This window comes from Streptomyces sp. TAA486 (genome assembly GCF_000426165.1).
Genome location: NZ_AUEV01000002.1, coordinates 34,838 through 55,015 on the forward strand (window position 1 = coordinate 34,838; position 20,178 = coordinate 55,015).

Sequence of the window (20,178 nt, forward strand, 5' to 3'; positions counted from 1 at the left end):
CCTGATTGGCCATGGATGTGGCCTGATTCCTGGCACCAGACTGCCACGCAACCACTCACCGGAGCCAGTAGGCCACCGGCACCGCGCCGGAGGGGAAGGAGCCTCCCTTGTCTCATCCGTCACGCCCGTCCCGTCCGACGGGTAAGGGAGGGCACATCGGCCGGCGTCTGGTGCAGCTTTACGCGGGCCTGCTCCTGTACGGAGGAAGCATCGGGCTGATGGTGGAGTCCGGTCTCGGCCTCCCGCCGTGGGACGTGCTGCACCAGGGACTCGCCCGGCACACCGGACTCTCGATCGGCACCGCCTCGGTCGTCGCGGGTGCCGTGGTGCTGCTGCTCTGGGTGCCAATTCGGCAGCGGCCCGGCCTCGGGACCGTCTCCAATGTCGTCCTGGTCGGCATGGCGATGGACGGCACGATCTGGCTCACCCCCACGCCTGACGCGCTCGCGCTGCGGATTCCGGGGCTGGTCATCGCGGTGGTGCTCAACGGCGTCGCCACCGGCCTGTACATCTCGGCCCGCTTCGGCCCTGGCCCCCGGGACGGGCTGATGACCGGCCTGCACCGCGTCACGGGTCGCTCGGTCCGCCTCGTACGTACAGGGATCGAGGCGACCGTGCTGGTGTCCGGGCTGCTGCTGGGCGGCACGGCCGGCGTCGGAACCGTCGTGTACGCGCTCGGGATCGGCCCGCTCTCACAGCTCTTCCTGCGGGTCTTCGCCGTGCCCGCAACCCGGCTGGAATCCGCGGACGGACCTCCGAGCACCGACACGGGCGGCCCGCACGTGGTGGCACGCGGGACGGGCGAACGCGACGAGGACGGAGCCGGGGGGCGGCGGCGCGCGTGGTGGCGCGGGGGCGCGATACTGCGGCGGTGATGTCCACCGACCCGAGCCACCTCCCTGCGTTTCCCGCCCATCCGGCCGTGCTGCGCCGCAAGCCGCGCCATCCGTTCCTCGACCATCCCGGCCCGCTGGCCCTCGCCCACCGCGGCGGCGCGGCGGACGGGCTGGAGAACACGCACAGCGCCTTCGCCCGTGCCGTCGAGTTGGGCTACCGCTATCTGGAGACGGACGTGCACGCCACGGCCGACGGGCACCTCGTCGCCTTCCATGACGAGACGCTGGACCGGATCACGGACGCGAGCGGCCCGATCAGTGAACTGCCCTGGTCCCAGGTGAGCCGTGCCCGAGTCGGCGGCAGTGAACCGCTGCCGCTGATGCGGGAGTTGCTGCGGGCCTTCCCCGAAGCGCGGTGGAACATCGACGTCAAGGCGGAGTCCGCCCTCGTACCGCTGCTGGAGCTGCTGTCCGAGCTGGACGCGTGGGCCCGTGTGTGCGTCGGCTCCTTCGAGGAGGACCGGGTGGCGCGGGCGCAGGCCATGGCCGGGCCGCGGCTGGCCACCTCACTCGGCACGCGTGGCGTGGTGAGGCTGCGGCTGCGTTCGTACGGGCTGGTGCCTGCGCGGGCTGTCCGCAAGAGCGCCGTGTGCGTCCAGGTTCCCGAACACCGGTCGGGTATCCGCGTGGTGGACGGCGCGTTCGTACGGGCGGCACATGCGCGCTGGATGCAGGTGCACGTATGGACCGTCAACGAGAGAAACCGGATGCGGGAGTTGCTCGACCTGGGAGTTGACGGCATTGTGACCGATCACATCGAGACACTGCGCGACGTCCTCACCGATCGGGGTGCGTGGATGCCGGGTCCTGGCCCCCGGTAGAGCGGCTCCGCTACGTGAGCGCCGCCTGCGCACGCACGGGGCGGCGCCGCGTACCGGGGCCGCGCACGGCGCCGGAGACAAGGGGGGCATGGCTGTGACTGCTGTCGTGACCGGTGCCGGGGACGGCACGGCCGAACGCCGCCGTGAACAGCGGGGCTGGTACTTCTACGACTGGGCGAACTCGGTCTTCTCCACCAGCGTCCTGACCGTCTTCCTCGGCCCCTATCTGACGGAGGTCGCCAAGGCGGCCGCGGATGCCGACGGTTACGTGCATCCGCTGGGCCTGCCGGTGCGCGCGGGTTCCTACTTCGCCTACACCGTCTCGCTGTCGGTTCTGCTGTCGGTGCTGGTGATGCCGCTGGCGGGTGCCGTGGCCGACCGCACGGGCCGCAAGAAGCCCATCCTGGGGCTCTTCGCGTATCTGGGCGCGGGCGCGACGGCCGCGATGTTCTTCCTCGAGGGCGACCGCTATGTCCTGGGGGGCGTGCTGCTGGTGGTGGCGAACGTCTCGTTCGCCACCTCGGCCGTCATCTACAACGCCTTCCTCCCCCAGATCGCCGGACCGGAGGAGCGGGACAGGGTCTCCTCGCGCGGCTGGGCCTTCGGCTACGCCGCCGGCTCGGTGATGCTGGTGGGAAACCTGGCGCTCTTTCTCCAGCACGAGGCGCTCGGCGTCTCCGAGGGGTCCGCCGTGCGGATCTGTCTGGCCTCCGCCGGAATGTGGTGGGCGGTGTTCACTGTGGTGCCGCTGCTGCGGCTGCGGGAGCGGCCGGGCGCGGTCGCGGGCGCGCGTGTCTCGCTGCTCAGCGGCTGGCGGCAGCTCGCCCATACGTTCCGCGAACTGCGCCACTACCGGCTGACGATGGCCTTCCTGCTGGCGTACCTCGTCTACAACGACGGGGTGCAGACCGTCATCACCCAGGCGTCGGTCTTCGGCTCGGAGGAGCTGGGCGTCGACCAGACGACGCTGATCGTGGCGGTGCTGCTCGTCCAGGTGCTCGCGGTGGCGGGGGCGCTGCTGATGGGCAGGCTGGCGGTCCGCTACGGAGCGAAGCGCACGGTTCTCGGCTCGCTCGTGGCGTGGACGGGGATCGTCGGAGCGGGATACTTCCTGCCCGCCGGGGCGCCGGTCTTCTTCTTCGCCCTGGCGTCGGGCATCGGCCTGGTCATGGGTGGGAGCCAGGCCCTCTCCCGGTCGCTGTACTCGCAGTTGGTGCCCGCGGGCAAGGAGGCCGAATTCTTCTCTCTGTACGAAGTCAGCGATCGCGGAACCAGCTGGCTCGGACCTCTCGTCTTCGGGCTCGCCTACCAACTGACGGAGAGCTATCGTGCGGCGATCATCTCGCTGGTGGTCTTCTTCGTGCTGGGTTTCGTTCTCCTGCTGCGGGTACCGGTGGGACGGGCGGCAGTGGCCGCGGGCAACCCTCTGCCCGACCGGATTTAGAACTTGGGGCAGCGGCGCGGTAGTGTACGCCCTCGGCTCGCCGGATGGACCGTTACTGCACGCCAAAGAGATGCGAACGCTGGGTGACATCTCCTGTCAGTTGTGACAAACCGGTCGTTGGTGGGTACACGAAGGGCGGCACGACGGGCGACGCATCTCCCGATTCGGGAATCTTCACCGCCGACCGGACGTTGAGCAGATGACGACGACAGCGACACCTGTCCTGTGGGCGACAAGCCCGGGAGGCACGAATTCATGAGTGAGCGAGCTCTTCGCGGCACGCGACTCGTGGTGACCAGCTACGAGACCGACCGCGGTATCGACCTGGCACCGCGCCAGGCCGTGGAGTACGCATGTGAGAGCGGGCATCGATTCGAGATGCCGTTCTCTGTAGAGGCCGAGATCCCGCCGGAGTGGGAGTGCAAGGTGTGCGGTGCACAGGCACTCCTGGTCGACGGCGAGGGCCCGGAGGAGAAGAAGGGCAAGCCCGCGCGTACGCACTGGGACATGCTCATGGAGCGACGCACCCGCGAGGAGTTGGAGGAGGTCCTCGCGGAGCGGCTGGCCGTTCTCAGGTCCGGCACGATGAACCTCGCGGTGCACCCGCGCGACGGCAACAACAAGCGCAAGTCCGCGTAAGGCACAACGGGACGCTCCACGGTCCAACGCAAGCAGAGCGCGGCCCGATGACCTGTTGAGGTCATCGGGCCGCGCTCTGCTGTGTACGGGCCGCTCTCTTCAGTCCATCACTGCGGTCACGTCGGATCCCCGCCGCTCACCCGGGGCGTTCAGCGGGACGGCGGCTCGTCGTCACGGATGACTTCACCCTCGACGACCTTGCCGTCCGGCTTGTGCATGCGCATCTGCTCCTCCGCCCTGCGGGCCTGCTGGTAGGCGTCGCCGATGGTGCCGGGCGCGAATCCGGAACGCCGCTCCAGGTAGCGCTGCGTGGTGCGCCTCATCAGGCCGGCGGTGGGCGGGAAGATGCACAACAGACCCGCCACGTCCGAGATGACACCCGGCACCATGATCAGCAGTCCGCCGAGCATCGTCAGCGCGTTGCCACCGCGCGAACCTTCCGAGCTCTCCGGAGGGGCCTGCCCCCTCTGAGCGGCCTGCTGCGCCTGCTGGACGGTCTCCGTGAGCCGACGCCAGGCGCGGCGCCCGGCACGCTTGATGACGAAGACGCCGAGCAGGAAGCCGACGACCAGCAGGCCCAGGACGGCAAGGCCGCCCGCGGCCTCCCCGATCATGATCAGCAGCCAGATCTCCAGGATCGCCCACGCCGCCACCGCCAGCGGCAGAAACCTGCGGACGCGTGAGGGGCGGGGGCCACCCTGGTCCTGCCGTCCGCTCGTGGAACGGCCTGAGCCCTGCTCGTCGTCAGGCGGCTCAAAGGGGTACGGTGCGCGACTCGTCATGGTTCAAGTGTGCCTGCGGTCGAGCACCCGCTTCACGCGGCCCTCGACACCCCACGCGGTCACCCGCCACAGGGCCTCGACCATGATGTCGCGGCTCATCTTCGAATTGCCCCGCACCCGCTCGATGAAGGTGATCGGCACCTCGACCACGTGATATCCGGCGCTCACCGCCCGGTTCGCGAGGTCGACCTGGAAGCAGTAGCCCTGTGAGGCCACCTCGTCCATGCCCAGCCCCTTGAGGGTCTCGCTGCGGAAGGCACGGAAGCCGCCAGTGATGTCGCGCAGTGGCAAGCCGAGCATCACACGCGAGTAGACGCTGCCGCCCCGGGAGATGAGACGGCGCGAGCGCGGCCAGTTGACGACCCGTCCGCCCGGCACCCATCGCGAACCGAGCACCAGGTCGGCACCCTTGAGGGCCGTCAGCAGGCGGGGCAGCTCCTCCGGTTGATGGGAGCCGTCGGCGTCCATCTCCACCAGCACGCCGTAGCCGTGGTCGATGCCCCAGCGGAAACCCGCGAGGTAGGCGGCGCCCAGGCCCTGCTTGCCGGGGCGGTGCAGGACGTGGATCTGTTCGTCGTGCGCGGCGAGATCGTCCGCGATCTTGCCGGTGCCGTCCGGGCTGTTGTCGTCGGCGACCAGGATGTGCGCGTCGGGCACGGCCTCACGTACGCGTGCGGTGACGGATTCGATGTTGCCGGCCTCGTTGTAGGTCGGGATGATCACCAGAACCGTACCGAGCGGGCCGTACTGCCGCGCCTGTCCGCCGTCCGTCACCGCTGCTGCCCCTCTTGCTTCCGCTGTGCATCGGTCTGCTGCACCTGCCCCGCCCGCTGCGCCCGCCGGTGGTCGGTCCGGCCGCGCCGGCCTGCGAACCAGGCCGCGGCGCAGGCGAGAACGCCCACCATAGCGATCACCCACTCCGGGGCGGCGCCGACGCGGTCGGCGATCGTGATGTCGTCACGAAGGGGAAGCCTGGCGCTGAGCACGTCGCGCTCGAATTCCTGTGTGCGCTGCTTGATCGTGCCGTCGGGGCCGACGACGGAGCTGATGCCGCTGGTGGCCGCCGTGACGACCGCACGGCCGTGCTCGACCGCCCGCAGCTTGGACATCACCAGTTGCTGCTCGGGCTGGCCCGTCCTGCCGTACGTGGCGTTGTTCGTCTGGACGACGAGGGCTCGGGCTCCGTCGTTGACGGTGGCGCGGGGGATCTCGTCGTAGGCGACCTCGAAACAGATCACGTCGCCGAGGCGCGCGGGCCCCGTCTGCAGGACACCCGTGTGGTCGCCGGGCCAGAAGTCGCGGGGAATCTGCTGGAGGCGGGTGATGACCTTGCTGAGCTCGTCGCGGAAAGGCACGTACTCCCCGAAGGGCACCGGGTGCTGCTTCGTGTACGAGGCTCCCGGCCCCTTCTTCGGGTCCCACACGATGCCCTGGTTCTCGACGTACCCCTCGGTACCGGGATGGTCGACGAGGGCCCCCACCAGGATCGGGACGCCCACTGCCTTGGCCGCCTGGTCGATGCGCTCGCGGGCCTCGGGCCAGCGGTACGGGTCGAGGTCGGAGGAGTTCTCGGGCCAGATGACGAGGTCGGGCTGCTCGGCCTTGCCCGCCTTGATCCTTCGTGCGAGGTCGAGGGTTGCGTCGACATGGTTGTTGAGGATCTTCATGGGGCGGCCGAGGAAGTTCATTCCGGGCTGCTCCACGTTGCCCTGCACGACGGCGATGTCCGCCGTGTCGTCCGCGGCGGTCGGGACGGGCACGGCGTAGCCGGCGGCGGTGACGGCCGCCGCAAGAGCCAGGGAGGAGAGGAGCGGCACCAGGGGGCGGCGCGCGACCGTGCGCACCGGGACGGGAGGGCTGCTGGCCTCTTGTTCCCCGCGCTCCCCCTGCGGCTCCTGGCCTGCGGCCCGCGTGGCACGGAGGTGCCAGAGCGCGAGCACCGCGGCGGCAAGCGCTGTACCCGTCAGTGCCGCCGCGAAGGTGACCAGTGGTGCCCCGCCCAGCGCGGCAAGCGGGGTGTAGGGCGAACCGGTGTTGGCGAAGGCGAGCCGTCCCCAGGGGAAGCCGCCGAAGGGGGCGCGGTCGCGGGCCCATTCCTCCGCGACCCACAGGCACGCACCCCACAGCGGCCACAGCGCCAGCCGGGACGTGGCGGCGAGTGCGGCACCGAGCGCGGCGACGAACAGCGACTCGATGAAGGCGAGTCCGAGGACCGCGTCCCATCCGATCACGTGAAGCCACTGGAGCAGCATGACGAAGAACGGCCATCCGAAGGCGAAGCCCGTCCAGGCGCCCTGGCGGAGAGTGCGGCCGCGGGTGAGCAGGCTGAGCGCGGCGACCGTCAGCAGCGACAGCGGCCACAGGTCGTAGGGCGGGAAGGCCAGCGCCAGCGCGATACCGGCGACGGCCGCGGCCACCGTGCGTAGGGCCTCGCGCCTGACGAGGGCGCGGAACCGTCGCAGCCTGCCGCCGCGGCGCGCCGCCTCTGCCGTTGACGGGGCGTCGGCGGCCGCTGCCTCCGCGGTGGAGGGCGGTGCCTGCGTCGCTACGGGGTCCCGCTCTGGGCCTGCGGCTCCCTCGCCGCTCTGCGCTTCCTGTGGGCGCGGCGACTCCTCCGCATCGTTCGCCGGGTCGGCGGACTGGCCGCCGGCGGCGGATTCGGCGGTGGTGTCGGAACCCGATGGCAAGAGTGCGCCCTTCCTGCAGGTCGTGCGGTGGTGAAAGCGACCGTATAACGGCGATGTGCCTCTGCGGGGCCGGGGCCGGGAATGCCACGGCGGGCCAGGGGCGTGTGGCGGCTTGCGGCACGCTCCACACGTGCCTCCGCACGCCGTCTCGGCCGGAGACGTGGGAGGGCCGTCGAGCTGCCGGGACCGAAGGCTCTGAGGGGCGGGCCCGGCGGAGCAGGAGGCAGGAGGCAGGAGGCAGGAGCAGAAGCGGGGAGTCAGCGGCCCGGTCCGTGAATCACGGGCCGAGGAGCAATGTGTCTGCGGGTCGGGGCCCGGTGCCCTTCGGGCCGACCTGGGACCCGCTGGCTGCGAGTCGACCGAGAGCCGTTGTCTACTGAGCATCCGGGCCCCACCCGGGTCACACCCGCCGGCCAGCCTCGACCTTCAACCCCGGGCCGCTGGCGCTGGACCTGGCTCCCAGTGGTGGTGTCCCGGTGCGGTACACCACCCCCTGGCCCAGCGGCGTTCGACGACTGCGCGGGGAATCGCTGGCCGGACGTCCTGTGGTGGACCTGGCCGAACCTACCCGTCGCCGGGCAGCGCCTGTCAACAGCGACGCTACCTGCGGCGTTTCGCCGAATCAGCAGGTCAGTAAGGCGCAAGGAACGCGGGCGTCACAGTCTGAGGGGGCGTCGGCGGCCCGTAACGGACACTCATACATCACTCGTTCGGCCGGTCGTGGACGGTCCGTCCCCCTACCACCGTCCGCAGACAGACGGGCAGTTGGCCGCCGGGCGTGAGGTCGGGCAGCCCGGGAGTCCCGGAGCGGGGGTCGGTCGACCAGTTGGCGACGCGCAAGTCGGGCGCTTGTACGACCAGTTCACCGGTGCGCCAGAGCGCGTAGTCGGCGGGTGCGCCGGGGACGAGCACCCCGGCGTCGTCGGAGCCCACGGCGCGCCGGCCACCGCGGGTGTGCGCCGTGAAGCCGCCACGCACGGAGATGCGGTGCTCCGGCGTGCGGTGGAAGGCGGCTGCACGGATGGCGGCCCACGGGCCCATCGGCGTCACGGGGCTGTCGGAGCCGAAGGCCAGGGGGACGCCGGCGCGCTGCAGTGCCGCGTACGGGTTGAGGCCGGCCGCGCGCTCCTGGCCGAGCCGTGCGGCGTACATGCCGTCGGGGCCGCCCCAGGCCGCGTCGACGGCGGGCTGTACGGATGCGGTGAGGGCGAACTCGGCGAAGGCGGCGATGGTCTCCTCGCTGAGCATCTCGGCGTGCTCCACGCGGTGCCGTGCGGCGCGCACCCGGTCCGTGCCGACGCGTTCGGCGGCGGCCCGCACGCCGTCCGTCACCGCCGCCACCGCGGCGTCTCCGATGGCGTGGAAGCCGGCCTGGAGGCCGGTCTCGGTGCAGGCGGCGACGTGGGCGGCGACTCCGGCGACGTCGAGGTAGGCGTTGCCGGTGTGGGGCGCGTCGGCGTAGGGCGCCGTCAGGTGTGCGGTGCGGGAGCCGAGCGAGCCGTCGACGAAGAGGTCGCCCGCGGCTCCGACGGCGCCGAGAGCGCGAATGCGGGCGGCATCCGCCTCGGACGTGACGGGTTCCGCCCAGTAGCCGTGTACGCGGGGCCCGCCGTCCTGCGCGGCGAGAGAGAGCAGCGCAGTGAAGTCGTCCTCGCTGGAGATGGCCGGGCCCGCGCACTCGTGGAGGTCGCTGATGCCCAGGGAGGCGGCGTGGGCCAGCGCGGCCCGCTGGGCCTCGGCCCGGCGAGCCGGTGTGAGCGTGGAGTGTGCCTGTTCTCGTACGGCGTGGTGGGCGTCGCGCGTGAGCGGCTCGTCATCGGCGAACCCGGCCAACTCCGCGATGCCGGGGACGAGTTCGAGGGCGGAGGTCGTGACGAGCGCCGAGTGCACGTCCGTACGGGAGAGGTACAGGGGCCGCCCGCCCGTGGCCTCGTCGAGCTCCGCGCGGCTGGGGTGTCGCGCCTCGGGCCAGTGCGTGGTGTCCCAGCCGTGGCCGAGGAGCACCCGGTCGCCGGGGCGCGAGGCGGCGTAGTCGCGGATGCGGGCAAGAGCGTCGCGGAGCGTGGCCACGCCGGTCAGGTCGAGACCCGTCAGGGCAAGGCCCGTGGCGGTGGTGTGCACATGTGCGTCTGTGAAGGCGGGGGTGACGAGCGCGCCGTCGAGGTGGACGACTTCGTCGACTCCGTCGGCGAAGGAGTCGGCGGCTCCCTCGGACCCGATCCAGGCGATGCTGCCGCCTTGCGTGACCATCGCGGTGGCGAAAGGATCCGCGGGGCTGTGCACCTCCCCGCCGCGCAGCAGGACGGTGCGGGTCTCGTGCCCGGGGGCGGTGCGCTCACTCATGGCGACAAGTCTCCCGCCACGCCACGCGCGGGCGCCGGGCGGGTCAGATCGACGGGGGGCGTGCCTCGTACGGGGTGGAGAGGACGACCGTCGTGCGGGTGGAGACGCCGGAGAGGGTGCGGATGCGGGCGAGCAGGTGCTCGAGAGCGATGGGCGTGCCGACGCGGACCTTGAGGATGTAGTTCTCGTCGCCGGCGACGCTGTGGCACGCCTCGATCTCCGGTACCTCCGCGAGGCGTTCGGAGATGTCGTCGGGCGCGCTCGGGTCGAAGGGCTTGACCGAGATGAAGGCCGTGAGCGGCAGACCCACGGCCTCGGGGTCCACGAGAGCCGCGTATCCGCGGATGACACCCCGCTGTTCGAGCCGTCGCACGCGCTGGTGCACGGCCGAGGTGGACAGGCCCGTCGCCTTGCCCAGGTCGGTGTAGCTCATCCGCCCGTCCTTGACGAGCAGCTCGACGATTTGGCGATCCACTTCCTCCACAGCAGGTCAACCTACGCTGCCGGGCGCACTCCGGCACACCGGGCGCAGGGAGGAGCGCACATCAGGGCCCTGCGTGTGACCAAGACCACACCGGTGCTCCCGTGTCCCCCCGCGTGCGGCGATTATGCGAATGACGCCACGGGAAGTGCTTGCTGAGGCCGGGGCACGATGCCCGGCAGGTCCACCAGAGGGGGATTTGCATGCGCACTGAGAAGCGGGTCCGCACTTCCGAGGAGGCCGCCACGGCGGTACCGGCGGAGGAAACGGCCGCCGAGGGGGCGTACGAAGAGGAAACCTTCGACATCTTCCGGGTGACCTGCCCGGACTGCGGCCAGCCGATCGCGCTTCTCGCGGAGGAGGAAAGGCTCCCCGAGCACGCGCTGTGCGCCTCGCCGTGGAATCCGTTCGGGCTGACGGTCTGCCAGGGATCCGGCCGTGCCGCGTCAGAGGCGGCGTCCCGCGACGGGGAGTCGGTGCAGGAGCACGGGCTGACGGCGCTGCTGACGCTTCCGGAAGGGCTGGACTGGCGGATGCAGCCGTTCTCGCACGCGAGTGGCCCGCGCACGCCGTCGCTTCTCGGCGAGGCATAGCCGGCACAGGGGGCGCGGGGTTCGCCCGCGGATCGTTCGTTCGTCGCCCGGCAGGTGGATACGGCGCTTTCGGTGGGCACTCGTCCCGTCTCTCAAGGCACCGCATCCACTCGAGCGAGGGCCCCATGACACAGACGCAGAACAGGCCCCGGGCGAAGCCCGCGCGGGAGTCCGCGGACCGGGCGAAGGTACGGGCACTGCTGGAGACACACGGCCGTACCTACGCCGATCAGGCGGGCATCAAGCTGCGTGACACCCCGTCGCCGCTGTACCGGCTGCTGGTGCTCTCGCTGCTGCTCTCCGCCCGTATCCGCGCGGACACCGCCGTCGCCGCGGCGCGCGCCCTGTCGGACGCCGGCATGACCGGCGCGAAGCGGATGGCGGATGCGACGTGGCAGCAGCGGGTCGACGCCCTTGGCGTGGGCCACTACCGGCGCTACGACGAGCGCACCGCCACTCAGCTCGGGGACGGTGCGGAGCTGCTGCTGCGCGAGTACAAGGGCGATGTGCGGCGCATGCGGGAGCAGGGGCGGATCAAGGAAGGGCTGCGCGAGGTGCCCGGGATCGGGCCGACGGGCGTCGACATCTTCCTGCGGGAGGCGCAGGAGGTGTGGCCGGAGTTCGGTCCGTACATCGACGGGAAGGCGCAGCAGGGCGCGGAGCGGCTGGGACTGCCCACCTCGTCCTCGCGGCTGGCGGGACTGGTCGACGAGCGTGACCGGGCGCGGTTCGCGGCGGCGCTGGTGCGTGCGGCGCTCGACAAGAAGGTGGTCGAGGACGTGCGGGCAGCGGTGTAGCCCTGCCGCCCCCGCGCGGACGCGGGGGCGCCGTGCTCCTGCGGACGGGGCGGCGCGACGCGCCGGTCGGCGTCAGCGGCCGCTGTCCGGGCCGGCGAGCTGACGGGCGATCACCATGCGCTGGATCTGGTTGGTGCCTTCGACGATCTGCAGGACCTTGGCCTCGCGCATGTAGCGCTCGACAGGGAAGTCGGCGGTGTAGCCGTATCCGCCGAGGAGCTGGACGGCGTCTGTGGTCACCCGCATCGCGGCGTCGGTGCAGAACAGCTTCGCCATGGCGGCCTCCTTCCCGAAGGGGATCCCGGAGTCCCGCAGCCGGGCGGCGCTCAGGTACAGGGCACGTCCGGCTTCGATCTGCGTCGCCATGTCCGCGATCATGAAGCGCAGGCCCTGGAAGTCGGCGATGGGCCGGCCGAATTGTTCGCGCCCGAGAACGTACGCGAGTGCCTCGTCCATCGCGGCCTGTGCGACCCCGACGGCGCACGCGGCGATGCCCAGCCTGCCGGACTCCAGAGCGGAGAGCGCCACGGTCAGACCTTGTCCCTCATCGCCGATGCGGCGTGCGTCGCTGACGCGTACGCCGTCGAAGTGGACCTGTGCGGTCGGCGATCCGTTCATCCCCATCTTGCGCTCGGGCGCCGCGGCGCTCAGGCCATCGGCGTCAGCGGGCACGAGGAACGCCGTGATACCACGCGGGCCTTCGGTGCCCGTGCGGGCCAGAACGGTGTAGAAGTCGGCGACTCCCCCGTGCGTGATCCACGCCTTGGTGCCCTCCAGGACCCACTCGTCGCCGTCCCTCGTGGCGCGGGTGCGCAGGGATGCGGCGTCGGAGCCTGAGGAGGGTTCGGACAGGCAGTACGCGCCCAGGGTGCCGCCGCCGAGCATGGCGGGGAGGTGGTCCGCGCGCTGCTGCTTGGTGCCGAAGACGGCGAGCGCGTGGCAGGAGAGCGTGTGGACGCTGGTCCCGAGGCCGACGGTGAGGCGCGCCGCGGCCAGCTCCTCGAGCACCTGGAGATAGACCTCGTACGGCTGATCACCGCCGCCGAATTCCTCCGAGTACGGGAGTCCCAGCAGCCCCGATTCGGACAGCAGGGTGAAGATCTCGCGCGGGAAGCGGCCCGCGGCCTCTTCGTCGCTCGCGTCGGGGCGGATCTCCCGCTGGACCAGTTCGCGCACGAGGGCCAGCAGGTCGCGGGCTTCCTGCGTGGGCACTTGACGCTGGACCGGCTGCGGTCCGTATTGAGGCATCACGACGCTCTCCTCCTGTTCGGGGGCTGCGGCGGCGGACCGGGGTGTGGTGGCGCCGCCGTACCAGGGCCGCGACCGGAGGCCGGGACCTGTGCGAGTCCGCTTCGCCCTCATCGCCGCGCCGGGTTACGACGGCGGCTGACCAGGGGTTGCGGCGAAAAAAGTATGCCCGATCGGAGGCATCGCGTCACCGGCGGCAGGAACGGGTGGGGTGCTGCGGGGAGGAAAGCCCGGAAATCGAATTGGTTCAAACCATTGACGCAATGGTCTAGTCCTTCTAGATTCCCGCGGTAACTTCCCACCGCACTCGTGGCGGTCAGTCACCCCACCTCGCACCGAGGGGTCTTCAGGAGCACCTCCCCACAACTCCCTTGAGGAGAGCCATGACCGGACCGTTCGTACGACGACGCAGATCTGTCTCATCCGCTCCCCGGCGCCGCCTTCTCGCCGTCGCCGCCGCGGGATGCGCGGCCGTCCTCGCCCTCACGCTCCCGGGCACCGGTGCGGCCGCGGCCCCCTCGGCCGGTACGCAAGCGGCCGCCGTACAACCCGCGCAGGACCGGCAGCAGGCCGACGGAAAGGTGGTCGGCTACTTCGCCAACTGGGACGTCTACCAGCGCAATTACCACGTCAAGAACATCGACACCTCAGGCTCCGCCGCCGAACTCACGCACATCAACTACGCATTCGGCAATGTGCAGGGCGGAAAGTGCACCGTCGGCGACGGATTCGCCGACTACGAGAAGTCGTACACGGCCGATCAGAGCGTCGACGGAAAGGCCGACAGCTGGGACCAGCCGCTGCGCGGCAACTTCAACCAGCTGCTCAAACTCAAGGAGAAACACCCAGGGTTGAAGGTGCTGTGGTCCTTCGGCGGCTGGACCTGGTCCGGCGGCTTCGGCGAGGCGGCGAAGAACCCGGCGGCGTTCGCGGACTCCTGTCACGCGCTCCTCAACGACGAGCGCTGGGCCGGGCTCTTCGACGGAATCGACATCGACTGGGAGTACCCCAACGCGTGCGGTCTGACGTGTGACGCGAGCGGCCGGGGCGCCTTCACCGAGGTGATGAAGGCGCTGCGCGCGAAGTTCGGCGGCGAGAAGCTGGTGACGGCGGCGATCACCGCCGACGCTTCGGCCGGCGGCAAGCTGGAGGCCGCGGACTACGCGGGCGCCGCGCAGTACGTCGACTGGTATCTGCCCATGACCTACGACTACTTCGGCGCCTGGGATGCTCAGGGCCCGACCGCGCCGCACTCCCCGCTCACCGGCTACGACGGCATCCCCAAGGACGGTTTCAACACCGCGGCCACCCTCTCGAAGCTGAAGAGCATGGGCGTGCCCGCGGGCAAACTCCTGCTGGGCCTCGGCTTCTACGGACGCGGCTGGAACGGAGTGACCCAGTCGGAGCCGGGCGGCACCGCGACGGGACCCGCGCCCGGAACCTACGAACAGGGCATCGAGGACTACAAGGTCCTCAAGAGCCGCTGCCCCTCCACCGGCACGGTCGCGGGCACGGCGTACGCGCACTGCGGCAGCCAGTGGTGGAGCTACGACACCCCGGCGACCATCGGGAGCAAGAGCGACTGGGGCACTCAGCAGGGCCTCGGCGGCTCCTTCGTCTGGGAGCTCAGCGGTGACACACCGGACGGCGAGCTGATCAAGGCCATCCGCTAGAGCCGGCGGTCCCTGGGTCGTCACCGTCTCGCGCCCCGTGGATCTCCTCACGGGGCGCGAGGCGTTGTCAGTGCCCGGTGGAAGACTCCCCCGTATGACGGGTGACCTGGTCAAGGCGGTGCGATGGGCGCTGGCCGAGAACGAGGACGGACGTGCTCAGGTCTGCCCGCTGGACGAGGAAGGGAAGCCGGCCGGGCCCGTCAGCACCGAGAAGTCCTGCGTCGCGGCGGTGCGTTCACGACCCGGCGTGGGGCGGTGGGTGTGGCGGTCGAGCGCCGTCGTGCATCCGCGGCTGGCCGAGGCCGGCGTGCACGTGGAGCGGTGTTACGACGTGGAGGCGGCGGAGGCGCTGCTGCTGGCGTACGAGGGACGGCACGGTGCCCCGCGTTCGCTGGCGGCGGCGTGGGCCCGCCTGCACGGACTGCCCGTACCGCAGGACCCTCCGGCCGCCTCCCGGGGCGCGGAGGAGGAACCGTCGCTGTTCGACGCGGGGCCCACGCCGTTGCCGGACGGCGTCGAGCCGATGACGGCGCTGCTGGAGGTCTACGCCGCGCAGCTGGAACGCACCAGGTCGGCCCAACACCCGGAGCGGATGCGGTTGTTGCTGGCCGGCGAGTCGGCGGGCACGCTCGTCGCGGTGGAGATGGGGCGCGCGGGGGTGCCCTGGCGGGCGGATGTCCACCGTGAACTGCTCGAGGAGCTGCTCGGTGAGCGGTACGGAGGCGGCGGCCTTCCGCGGCGGCTGGCCGAGCTGGAGGAGGAGATCTCCGCGGCGTTCGGCCCGGGGATGCGGGTGCGTCCCGATCTGCCGGCGGACGTGCTGCGTGCCTTCGCGCAGGCGGGCGTGAAGCTGTCGTCGACGAGGGCGTGGGAACTGCGCGATGTCGATCACCCCGCCGTCGAGCCACTGCTGGCGTACAAGAAGCTCTACCGGTTGTGGACCACGCACGGCTGGTCCTGGCTGCGCTCCTGGGTGCGCGAGGGCCGCTTCCGCGCCGAGTACGTGCCGGGCGGCGCCGCGTCGGGCCGCTGGACGACGAACGGCGGCGGTGCGCTGCAGATCCCGAAGGTGGTGCGGCGCGCGGTCGTCGCCGATCCGGGCTGGAGGCTGGTCGTTGCCGACGCCGCGCAGATGGAGCCGCGGGTGCTCGCGGCGGTCTCCCGCGATCCCGGGCTGATGGCGGTCGCCGGCAGTGACGAGGACCTGTACACGGGGCTGTCGCAAAGGGCGTTCGGCGGGGATCGTGCGCAGGCCAAACTCGCGCTGCTCGGGGCGGTGTACGGGCAGACCAGTGGCGACGGGCTGCGCAACATGGCGGCACTGCGCAGGCGCTTCCCCCTCGCGGTCGCCTACGTCGACGACGCGGCGAGGGCCGGGGAGGAGGGGCGGCTGGTGCGTACGCATCTGGGCCGCACCTGCCCGCCCGCCGGGTCCCCGGCCGGGGAAGATGAGAGTTCCGGGCCGGAGGCGGAGAGAGCCTGGGAAGGCGGCGGGGAAACGCCGACGCCCGCACCGTCGGCAGGGTACGGAGCGAGTTCGGGCGCGGCACGTGCACGCGGGCGCTTCACGAGGAACTTCGTGGTGCAGGGCAGCGCGGCCGACTGGGCGGTGCTGATGCTGGCGGCGCTCCGCCAGACGCTGGCCGGCTCGCCGGCCGAGCTGGTCTTCTTCCAGCACGACGAGGTGATCGTGCACTGCCCCGAGAAGCAGGCGGAGCAGGTCGCGGAGGCGATCACTGAGGCGGGAGAGCGGGCCGGCCGGGCGGCCTTCGGCGACACCCCGGTGCGGTTCGCCTTCAGCACGGCCGTCGTGGAGTGCTACGCGGACGCCAAGTAGGTAGTGGACGCCACGTAGGGGCCGGGCGGTCTCCGCGGCCGACCGTCCCGCATACAAGCGGGGGGCCCTGCGGATCACTCCCCCAGCGCGGAGCGCAGCCGGGCCGCGACTGCCTCGGCCTCGGCCTCGCCGGCGTAGCGGCTGCGGGGCCAGAAGAAGCCGCGCAGCCCGTCCTTGGGGTTGCGGGGGACGACGTGCATGTGGAAGTGCGGGACGGACTGGCTGATCCGGTTGTTCGCGGCGACGAAGGAACCGGCCGCCTCCATGCCGGCCTCCACGGCGGCGGTGATGCGCTGTACCCGCTCGAAGAAGGGGCCCACCGTGTCGGCGGGCAGGTCTGTCAGCGTCTTGTGATGTTCGCGCGGTACGACGAGGGTGTGGCCGGGGAAGAGCGGCCGCGCGTCGAGGAAGGCCACCACGCGCTCGTCCTCGAAGACGCGGTGACCCTCACGGCGGTCGGCGACGATATCGCAGAAGATGCAGTCCACTCCCCCAGTCAACAGCCTGCCGCCGACCCGCAGGAACAGGCCGCGGGCCCAGCAGCGGCAGCGGCAGCGAGCGCAGACGGACGGGATGCCCAGCCGGAGGGGGCGGGCGCCGAGTTCAGACGCCCATGTCGCAGCAGCCCTCCCGGCGCAGCTGGCGGCTCACACGACGCCAGTCGGCCGCCTGACCTGCTGCCTCGGGACCGCTCGCCGTCTCCACGTCCCGCTCGGGGAAGGCGCCGGTCAGTTCGGACGCTCGGAAATGCTGGCCACCGCGCAGCACCGAAGTCGTCCGTACGAGATCGTCGAAGTCGGTGAAGGGGTCGCCGTCGACGAGGGTGAGGTCGGCGAGCTTGCCCTCCTCGACCGTGCCGAGGTCGTCTTCGGCGCCGAAGACCCGCGCGGGCAGCACCGTCGCCGTGCGCAGCGCAGCCGCCGCTGACAGGCCACCCCGGTGCAGTGCCCGCAGCGCGAGATGCAGGTGGAGGCCGACCGGTACGAGCGGCTGGTCGGTGCCGAGCGCGACGAGGCCGCCGCCTTCGAGGACCCGCCTGTATATCGCCGTCTCGCGTGCCAGCGTTGCCAGTTGGGCGTCCGTGGGCGGTGTGCCGGCGAGCTCCTCGACAGCTCCGGTGTCCCAGGGCGGCATCAGGCGCGTCACCCTGGAGTCGTCCGCCAGGGACGGGTCGGCGCCCAGCAGCGGCGCCGCCGTGAACGGGGTGGCGATGAGGTGGAAGCGGGCGCCGCGCGCGGTGTAGATCTCCTCGACGTCCTGGTGTGCGTGGCCCGTGGCAGTGGTCGCGTGCCCGAACTCCAGGCGCTGTGTGGCCTGCAGATGAGTGGTCAGGTCACCGCCGAGCTGTATGCCGGGGGTGCACAGATGGCTGCCGGCGCGCACGCCGAGCCTCTCGTGAGCGAACCGCGCCGCCTCTGCCATGATCCAGCCGGGCGCCCGCACATACGTCTTGACGAAGTCCCAGTCGAGGCCTTCGGCGCGCTCCAAAGAGCGCCGCAGCCCGTCCCTGGTGCGGTGCGCTCGGCCCATGCTGTAGGCGACGCGCGGACCGTCGAGGAGTTCGCCGGTGGCCAGCAGCCGCGGCCCGGCGAGAGCTCCGGCGGCGACGGCTTCGCGGATGCGGGCCTGTTCGTAGGCGAAGCCGCCGAGGGAGACGGCAGTGGTGATGCCGTAGGCGAGCTGTGTGGCGGTCTGCCGCGCGCCGTACGTGCTCTGCCAGGGGTGCGTGTGGGAGTCCCACAGGCCCGGCACCACGGTCATCCGTTCCGCGTCGACGTGGCGGGCGGCGGCACGCCTTCCGCGGTGCGGGAGCACCGACCGGATGCGGCCGTCGCGCACCACGATGTCGACGTCCTCGCGGACGTGTTCGCCCGTGCCGTCCCAGAGCCTGCCGGCCCGTACGACGGTGTCGCGGGCGCGCGGCGGCCGGTGATGCAGCCGGACGGGCACGGTGCGCACCTCACCGCTGCGGACGTCGAGCCGGCGCAGCCTGCCCGCCGACAGATACAGCAGAGTGCGCGAATCGGCCGACCAGGAGGGGTGGTCGGCGCTCTCGTCGGTGAGGCGGCGCGGCTCACCCCGGGGAGTACCGTCGGCGCGTACGGGCAGCAGCCACAGCGCCGATTCGCTGATGACAGCGAGATGCGCGCCGTCGGGCGACCAGACGGGACCGCTGTCGTAGCGGTCGGACAGCGAGGTGTGCGGGGCGAGGGCGTGGAGCCGGTCGTCCCCGCTGTGCGCGTCGACGACGCGGATGACGTTGTAGCCCTCGCGGAAGCGCTGGTTGAGGCGGTTGCGGTCGCACAGGACGAGGTACCGGCCGTCGGGCGACCAGCTGGGCCGGCCGGGCAGGCCTGCGGCGCCGAGGGGTTCGGCAAGTACGCGTTCGCTCCCGCCGTGCAGGTCCTTCAGGACGAGGTTGCCCGTCATGTCGAGGCAGGCGAGGCGGGAGCCGTCGGGTGACAGCACGGGGAAGACGCGGCCGCCGTCCGCGAGCACGTTCTCCTTGCCCGTGCGCAGGTCGTGCCGGCGGGCGGCGAGGAGGCTGTCGCGGTCGTCGGAGTAGACGAGACCCTGCCCGTCCGGCGTCCAGGTGGGGGCGAGCGGGTAGCGGGTCGGGCTGCCCTTGACGACCTCTCGCGCCCGTCCGCTACCTGAAGTCGGCGCGACCCATAGCGAGTTGAGGGCGGCGAAGGCGACGCGGCGGCCGTCCGGCGAGATTGCGGGAAGGTGCAGGGCGCGTACGGGTCCGCCGCCGGACTCGAAGCCGTAGTCCTTGACGCGGTACCGGGGGCGTTCGGCGGGCAACGAGGCGGCGAGGGCGATGTGTTCGGCGTCCTTCGGGGCGGCGGTCCGCACGATGCTGAAGCGTCCGTCGATGGTGAGCAGCAGTTCCTCGGCGGAGATCCAGCGGGGCGGCACGGGCAGCACCTGGCCGTCCACGTCGAGGACTTCACCGTCGACGAGCAGCGTGCAGGAGGCGGCGGGCGAAGGGGTGGTGCGCAGATGCGCGAGCCTCCCGGCGGGCGAGACGGCGGGGGTCATCACGTCGGCCTCGGCGCTCTCGGTGTACTCCGTGCGTACCGCTCCCTCCCCGTCGGCCGGCACCGACGCGACGGTGCGGCTGCGCAGCACCGGCCCGTTCTCCCCCTGGGCGGGGGCGCCCCGCACGAACAGCACGCGCTCGCCGTCCGGTGACCACGCGGGGTCGAAGTCCTCCCATGCGCCGTCCTGTTGGGGTCCGTCCTGGCCGGGCAGGCCCGTCAGCCGGGTGAGCGCGCCGGTGCGGACGTCGAGGACCCAGATGCGGTACGGGCTGCCGGTGACGGTGTCGCCGCCGCGTTCGGAAGAGAAGGCGATGCGCGTTCCGTCTGGGGACCATGCCGGGCCGCGGTCGTCCCAGGGGCCGTCCGTTCGCTGCCGCAGTCCGGAGCCGTCGGGGCGCATCGTCCACAGGTGGAATCCGCCGCCTTTGAAGGCGCAGACGGCCAGTTGCTTGCCGTCCGGTGAGAACTCGGGGCGGGTCGGCTCGAGTTCGGGGTCCGTGAGCGGCACGGCGCGTCCGCCCTTGCGGGGCACGGACCACAGGATGTTCTGCACCTCGGCGACGAGATGGTGGCCACCGGGCGCGAGGGTGGCCGCGCCGTTGGTTGCGGCGGTGAAGGAGAGCGTGACCCGCGAGGCGGAGCCGGAGGGCGCGGCGGCCGGTGCCGCGACGGCGGAGCCCGGCGATCCTACGACGGTGCCGGCGGCCGCCGCGCCCGCCGCGGCCGTGGCGAGGAAGCGGCGGCGCGAGAGCCGGGCGGCCCTGGAGAGCGGGCTGCGCCGGTGCGCGACCCCCTGGGCCGGCGGCGGTCCGTCCGGTGCGGTGGTGGCGGGATCATCGACGGGTTCTGTGGCAGTCATCGGCCCTCCCGGGCACCGGTCCGGCGTGGGA

Annotated in this window: 16 protein-coding genes; 8 read left to right on the forward strand and 8 right to left on the reverse strand. The window is 71.7% G+C overall.

The annotated features are described in order from the left end of the window. The first annotated feature begins 107 nt into the window (after window positions 1-107). The 4 genes from yczE (at window position 108) to I004_RS0104135 (ending at window position 3,800) form a co-directional block, all read left to right on the forward strand. Window positions 108-875, forward strand: coding sequence for a membrane protein YczE (gene yczE, locus I004_RS32110; RefSeq protein ID WP_486579728.1), 768 nt, complete (start codon window positions 108-110; stop codon window positions 873-875). Next, window positions 875-1,717, forward strand: a complete 843-nt coding sequence (locus I004_RS0104125) for a glycerophosphodiester phosphodiesterase family protein (protein WP_051344770.1) — start codon at window positions 875-877, stop codon at window positions 1,715-1,717. Before yczE ends, I004_RS0104125 begins: the two co-directional genes overlap by 1 nt. 88 nt (window positions 1,718-1,805) lie before the next feature. Beyond that, a complete protein-coding gene (locus tag I004_RS0104130; protein ID WP_028434436.1) occupies window positions 1,806-3,161 on the forward strand; it encodes an MFS transporter in 1,356 nt (451 codons plus the stop codon). A gap of 255 nt (window positions 3,162-3,416) precedes the next feature. Further along, window positions 3,417-3,800 (forward strand): RNA polymerase-binding protein RbpA, encoded by a 384-nt coding sequence (locus I004_RS0104135; RefSeq protein ID WP_028434437.1) that lies wholly within the window; start codon window positions 3,417-3,419, stop codon window positions 3,798-3,800. Window positions 3,801-3,949: 149 nt separating this feature from the next. On the opposite strand, the gene fxsA is transcribed toward I004_RS0104135, so the two are convergent. The 5 genes from fxsA to I004_RS0104160 form a co-directional block, all read right to left on the reverse strand. Continuing rightward, window positions 3,950-4,582 (reverse strand): FxsA family membrane protein, encoded by a 633-nt coding sequence (fxsA, locus tag I004_RS0104140; RefSeq protein ID WP_078510810.1) that lies wholly within the window; start codon window positions 4,580-4,582, stop codon window positions 3,950-3,952. A 3-nt stretch (window positions 4,583-4,585) separates the two neighbouring features. Next, window positions 4,586-5,356: a polyprenol monophosphomannose synthase gene (locus I004_RS0104145; RefSeq protein ID WP_028434439.1), complete on the reverse strand. Its 771-nt coding sequence runs from the start codon at window positions 5,354-5,356 to the stop codon at window positions 4,586-4,588. Continuing rightward, window positions 5,353-7,269 (reverse strand): apolipoprotein N-acyltransferase, encoded by a 1,917-nt coding sequence (gene lnt, locus I004_RS32115; protein WP_486579729.1) that lies wholly within the window; start codon window positions 7,267-7,269, stop codon window positions 5,353-5,355. The genes I004_RS0104145 and lnt overlap by 4 nt, the downstream gene beginning before the upstream one ends. A 702-nt stretch (window positions 7,270-7,971) precedes the next feature. Then, complete coding sequence (locus tag I004_RS0104155; RefSeq protein ID WP_028434440.1) at window positions 7,972-9,612, reverse strand: amidohydrolase family protein; 1,641 nt, start codon at window positions 9,610-9,612, stop codon at window positions 7,972-7,974. A 43-nt stretch (window positions 9,613-9,655) separates the two neighbouring features. After that, window positions 9,656-10,096 carry an Lrp/AsnC family transcriptional regulator gene (locus tag I004_RS0104160; protein ID WP_028434441.1) on the reverse strand — a complete coding sequence of 147 codons (441 nt, stop codon included), beginning with the start codon at window positions 10,094-10,096 and terminating at the stop codon, window positions 9,656-9,658. A gap of 200 nt (window positions 10,097-10,296) precedes the next feature. Between I004_RS0104160 and I004_RS0104165 the strand changes: the two genes are divergently transcribed. Continuing rightward, the gene (locus I004_RS0104165) at window positions 10,297-10,686 is read left to right on the forward strand and encodes a hypothetical protein (protein ID WP_028434442.1); all 390 of its coding nucleotides are present in this window, start codon (window positions 10,297-10,299) and stop codon (window positions 10,684-10,686) included. Between the two features lie 125 nt (window positions 10,687-10,811). Continuing rightward, a complete protein-coding gene (locus tag I004_RS0104170) occupies window positions 10,812-11,483 on the forward strand; it encodes an endonuclease (RefSeq protein WP_486579730.1) in 672 nt (223 codons plus the stop codon). 72 nt (window positions 11,484-11,555) lie between these two features. Here the strand turns inward: I004_RS0104170 and I004_RS0104175 are convergent, their stop codons facing one another. Further along, on the reverse strand, window positions 11,556-12,731 hold the full coding sequence (locus I004_RS0104175; RefSeq protein ID WP_028434444.1) for an acyl-CoA dehydrogenase family protein: 1,176 nt from the start codon (window positions 12,729-12,731) through the stop codon (window positions 11,556-11,558). 383 nt (window positions 12,732-13,114) lie between these two features. Here I004_RS0104175 and I004_RS0104180 point away from each other — a divergent pair, with 383 nt between their 5' ends. Further along, complete coding sequence (locus I004_RS0104180) at window positions 13,115-14,404, forward strand: glycoside hydrolase family 18 protein (RefSeq protein WP_028434445.1); 1,290 nt, start codon at window positions 13,115-13,117, stop codon at window positions 14,402-14,404. Window positions 14,405-14,498: 94 nt separating this feature from the next. Next, window positions 14,499-16,241 carry a bifunctional 3'-5' exonuclease/DNA polymerase gene (locus I004_RS0104185; RefSeq protein ID WP_037974996.1) on the forward strand — a complete coding sequence of 581 codons (1,743 nt, stop codon included), beginning with the start codon at window positions 14,499-14,501 and terminating at the stop codon, window positions 16,239-16,241. 74 nt (window positions 16,242-16,315) lie between these two features. Here I004_RS0104185 and I004_RS0104190 read toward each other — a convergent pair whose 3' ends face one another. Together I004_RS0104190 and I004_RS32120 are read right to left on the reverse strand one after the other, a co-directional pair. Then, entirely contained in the window at window positions 16,316-16,729 is a 414-nt protein-coding gene (locus I004_RS0104190; protein WP_028434447.1) for an HIT domain-containing protein, read from the reverse strand. A 115-nt stretch (window positions 16,730-16,844) separates the two neighbouring features. Beyond that, a complete protein-coding gene (locus tag I004_RS32120) occupies window positions 16,845-20,147 on the reverse strand; it encodes an amidohydrolase family protein (RefSeq protein WP_078510812.1) in 3,303 nt (1,100 codons plus the stop codon). Between the last annotated feature and the right edge of the window lie 31 nt (window positions 20,148-20,178).